This window comes from Kribbella sp., from assembly GCF_035687465.1.
GTDB lineage: Bacteria > Actinomycetota > Actinomycetes > Propionibacteriales > Kribbellaceae > Kribbella.
On sequence record NZ_DASRXP010000196.1, the window covers coordinates 1 to 3,476 of the forward strand.

General features: G+C 65.2%; 8 protein-coding genes. 5 read left to right on the forward strand and 3 right to left on the reverse strand.

The window, feature by feature from the left end; genetic code table 11:
- Positions 1-119: 119 nt before the first annotated feature.
- Together VFG33_RS09785 and VFG33_RS09790 are read right to left on the reverse strand one after the other, a co-directional pair.
- Complete coding sequence (locus VFG33_RS09785; protein WP_325024682.1) at positions 120-830, reverse strand: carbon-nitrogen hydrolase family protein; 711 nt, start codon at positions 828-830, stop codon at positions 120-122.
- The gene (locus VFG33_RS09790; protein WP_325024684.1) at positions 830-1,276 is read right to left on the reverse strand and encodes a MarR family winged helix-turn-helix transcriptional regulator; all 447 of its coding nucleotides are present in this window, start codon (positions 1,274-1,276) and stop codon (positions 830-832) included. Before VFG33_RS09790 ends, VFG33_RS09785 begins: the two co-directional genes overlap by 1 nt.
- A gap of 94 nt (positions 1,277-1,370) precedes the next feature.
- Between VFG33_RS09790 and VFG33_RS09795 the strand changes: the two genes are divergently transcribed.
- Genes VFG33_RS09795 through VFG33_RS09815 form a run of 5 tightly spaced genes read left to right on the forward strand, consistent with a single transcriptional unit; the run spans position 1,371 to position 3,328 of the window.
- Entirely contained in the window at positions 1,371-1,541 is a 171-nt protein-coding gene (locus VFG33_RS09795; RefSeq protein WP_325024686.1) for a hypothetical protein, read from the forward strand.
- 57 nt (positions 1,542-1,598) lie between these two features.
- Positions 1,599-2,036 (forward strand): nitroreductase family deazaflavin-dependent oxidoreductase, encoded by a 438-nt coding sequence (locus VFG33_RS09800; RefSeq protein WP_325024688.1) that lies wholly within the window; start codon positions 1,599-1,601, stop codon positions 2,034-2,036.
- A 57-nt stretch (positions 2,037-2,093) separates the two neighbouring features.
- Positions 2,094-2,528 (forward strand): SRPBCC domain-containing protein, encoded by a 435-nt coding sequence (locus tag VFG33_RS09805; protein WP_325024690.1) that lies wholly within the window; start codon positions 2,094-2,096, stop codon positions 2,526-2,528.
- Positions 2,525-2,863: an ArsR/SmtB family transcription factor gene (locus VFG33_RS09810; protein ID WP_325024692.1), complete on the forward strand. Its 339-nt coding sequence runs from the start codon at positions 2,525-2,527 to the stop codon at positions 2,861-2,863. The genes VFG33_RS09805 and VFG33_RS09810 overlap by 4 nt, the downstream gene beginning before the upstream one ends.
- 24 nt (positions 2,864-2,887) lie before the next feature.
- Positions 2,888-3,328, forward strand: coding sequence for a nitroreductase family deazaflavin-dependent oxidoreductase (locus VFG33_RS09815; protein ID WP_325024694.1), 441 nt, complete (start codon positions 2,888-2,890; stop codon positions 3,326-3,328).
- On the opposite strand, the gene VFG33_RS41240 is transcribed toward VFG33_RS09815, so the two are convergent.
- Positions 3,318-3,476 (reverse strand): DUF6609 family protein (locus VFG33_RS41240; RefSeq protein WP_414672938.1); only part of this gene is annotated, 159 nt, incomplete at its 5' end. The genes VFG33_RS09815 and VFG33_RS41240 overlap by 11 nt on opposite strands.

A 3,476-nucleotide genomic window follows, 5' to 3' on the forward strand; every position in this document is an offset into this window, starting at 1 on the left:
ACCACAGTCCCGATGCACCGGCGCAACCACAGTCCCGATGCACCGGCGCAACCACAGTCCCGATGCACCGGCGCAACCACAGTCCCGATGCACCGGCGCAACCACAGCCCCCTGAGTTCCTAGATCTGGATGCTCAGGTGGTCGGGGGTGAAGAGGGGGACCTGGGCGACTACTGCTCCGCTGGGGTTGATTGCCGAGGTTGGGCCGTAGCAGATCCGTTCGGCATCGGGGGGTCCGGTGACGTCGGACGAAATGATCCAGAGGTTGTTTTCCAGCGCCAGGCGGCGGCGGAGTTGGTGGTGGAGATACTTGTACTTCTCGGCGGTCGCACGTCGCATCATGTTGTTGCACGGACAGAGGAGCAGCGAGGCACCTTGCCGGACGAGTGAGGCAGCGCTCTCGGGAAACTGCAGGTCGAAGCAGATGTTGATGCCGAAGGTCGTGCCGCCGACCTCGAAGATCGGGTCGGAGTCGCCGGCGGTGAAGAGCGATTCGCCCGCCAGCAGGTTCCTCTTGCGGTACTTGCCGACGAGTTGCCCGCGGTGGACCACCACTGCCGTGTTGTAAAGCTTCGCGTTGTCGCGCTCGATCAGTCCGAAGACCAGCATCGGCCTGACCGTGCTCAGTTGGTCGAGCAGTTGATCGAACTGCGGCAAGCGCAGGTCGAGAGCTTGGTGTTGGGCGAGGTCGCGATCGGTCAGATAGCCCTGCAGGAAGCACTCGGGGAAGCAGGCGACATCTGCGGCTGGGTCTGCTGCTTGGAGGGCTCTGAGAGCTGCGTCGAGATCACTTGCCGATGCAAGTTGGTAGGCGGCGACTTGGAGCGGCATCAGGTGGTTGCGGCGGTTATCACTCGGGTTAGGGATTTGTGGAGGGCTTCTAGTTCGGTCAGCGTCATGCCTAGGCGGTCGATGATGGCTGGTGGGATTTTGAGGGCTTGGGTGCGGAGGGACTGGCCGGTTTCGGTGAGTTCGATGGCCAGGTTTCGTTCGTCCCGGGGGTTGCGGGCGCGGGTCAGGTAGCCGGCTGCTTCGAGGCGTTTGAGCAAGGGGGAGAGGGTTCCTGGGTCCAGCTGGAGCAGGTTGCTCAGCTGTTTGACCGACAAGGGCGACTCTTCCCAGAGCGCGAGCATCACCAGGTACTGCGGGTGGGTGAGGCCCATCGGGTCCAGCAGCGGACGGTAGAGGGCGATCACGCTGCGGGAGGCGACCGCCAGCGCGAAGCAGACCTGGCGGTCCAGCGCGAGTAGATCCACCTCTTCGGTCGGTTCGGGCATTTCTCTCCTTCGGTTGGTGTTGACTACACTAACAGTTGGTATACAAACTGTTGCCACACAAAATGTCTACCGCGCTGATCGACTGGAGAGTGTGATGAGCAAGAAGAACGACGGACTCAGTCTTGGCTACCGGTTCAAGTGGCGCCTGACCTGGCTGTTGCTGCATGTGGCCGGCCCGGCCTCGCTGTCCGACGACCTCGATCCTCGCCGGCGGATGGAGCGCGAGCGCGCCGCCCGGGTCGCGCGCCACCAAGCTGCGCACTGAGGAATCACTCCGGCACGGAGTGTTGTCTTGGTGACGCGTCACCAGTATGGTGTTGACATGTCAACTCAACCGGAATACGCCCCCAGTACGATGCCCTTCGTCGCCGACATGGTGGAGACGATCGAGCAGGCGGGAACGACCGCGGTGATCGAGCACGGCAAGGGTGTCGTGCTCCTGACCATGCGCGGCAACAAGAGCGGCAAGATCCGCAAGGTGCCGTTGATGCGAGTCGAGCACGACGGCCGGTACGCCGTGGTGGCGTCGCTCGGCGGTGCTCCGAAGAACCCGGTCTGGTACTACAACCTCAAGGCCGACCCGAACGTCCAGGTGCAGGATGGCGAGACCGCCGGCCAGTTCGTCGCCCGGGAGCTCGAGGGTGAGGAGCGGGACCTGTGGTGGGCGCGGTCGGTCGACGTGTGGCCCGACTATGCGGAGTACCAGACCAAGACCACCCGGGTGCTCCCCGTCCTCCTGCTGGAGCCCGCCGAGAGCTGAAGATGATGTGCAAGCGGAAGCTTGCACATCAGGCGGTTCGACTGGCAGACTTCGCGGATGGACAGCATCGAGCGTGAGGTGTACGTCGAGGCGCGGCCCGAGAAGGTCTGGAACGCTCTGACCCAACCGGAGCAGTTCGCCCGCTGGTACGCGTTCGGTGGTGCCGAGATCGACCTCCGCCCGGGCGGCCGCCTGGTGATGCGGTGGGACGAGCACGGGGAGTACCTCGGGTTCGTCGAGAAGGTCGAGCCTGGCCGCCGGTTCGCCTATCGGTACGCCGTCGAGCCCGACACCGAGCCGGTGCCTGGCAACTCGAACCTGGTCGAGTTCACCCTCACGCCCGAGGGTGAGGGGACCAGGTTGCTCGTGGTCGAGTCCGGCTTCGATCGCCTCGACCGGCCGGAAGACGTGCGGGCCAAGCAGGCCGAGGACGCGTCGCAGGGTTGGGACGGGGGACTGGCCGCACTCAGCGCGCTGGCTCCCGAGCTGTGACGACCGGCGAGGTCCTCGCGGCCCTCGCGGATCCGACCCGTCGCGGCCTGGTGGAACTCCTTGCCCAGCAGGGAGACCGTACTGCGACTGCGCTGGCCGGCGAGTTGCCCATCACCCGGCAGGCCGTAGTCCAGCATCTCGGGGTGCTCAAGGCTGCTGGGGTGGTCGACAGTCGTAAGTTCGGGCGTGATGTCCGGTTCGGACTGCGGCCGGCCGTGCTGACGTCGACGGCCCGGTGGATCGAAGAGGTCGCGGTTCAATGGGACCACCGGCTCGCCGCGCTCAAGGCGATCGCCGAGGCGGAGCCGGAATCACGCTCCGCTGTGGATGGATGACATATCACCAGTAGAGTGCGTGATATGTCATCCAACGCTGATTACGCCCCCAGCCCGACCAACTGGGTCCGCGCCGCGGTCGAGAAGATCGAGACCTCAGGCAGCACCGAAGCGGCCGGTTTCAACGGCAGGGGAGTCATCCTCCTGACCATGCGCGGCAACAAGTCCGGCAAGATCCGCAAGGTCCCCGTGATGCGCGTCGAGCACGACGGCGTGTACGTCGCGGTCGCCTCGCTCGGCGGCGCTCCGAAGCACCCGGTCTGGTACTACAACCTGACGGCCGACCCCAAGGTGACGCTGCAGGACGGCGAGACCACCGGCGAGTACGTCGCCCGCGAGATCGAGGGCGAGGAGTACGACCTGTGGTGGAAGAGGTCCGTGGCCGCGTACCCCGACTACGCGGAGTACCAGAAGAAGACCACCCGGAAGATCCCGCAGTTCGTGCTGGAGCCGGTCAGTAACTGAGCCACACCATGCTGGAGCCGGCGGCGATCTTCAGGACGCCGTCGGTGATCCAGAGCAGCCGGTACTGGATCCCCGGCACCAGCAGACCGAGCCCGGCGTTCAGGATGCAAAGCAGCCCGAGGAGTCCGCAGATCGGGCCGTGCGAGAA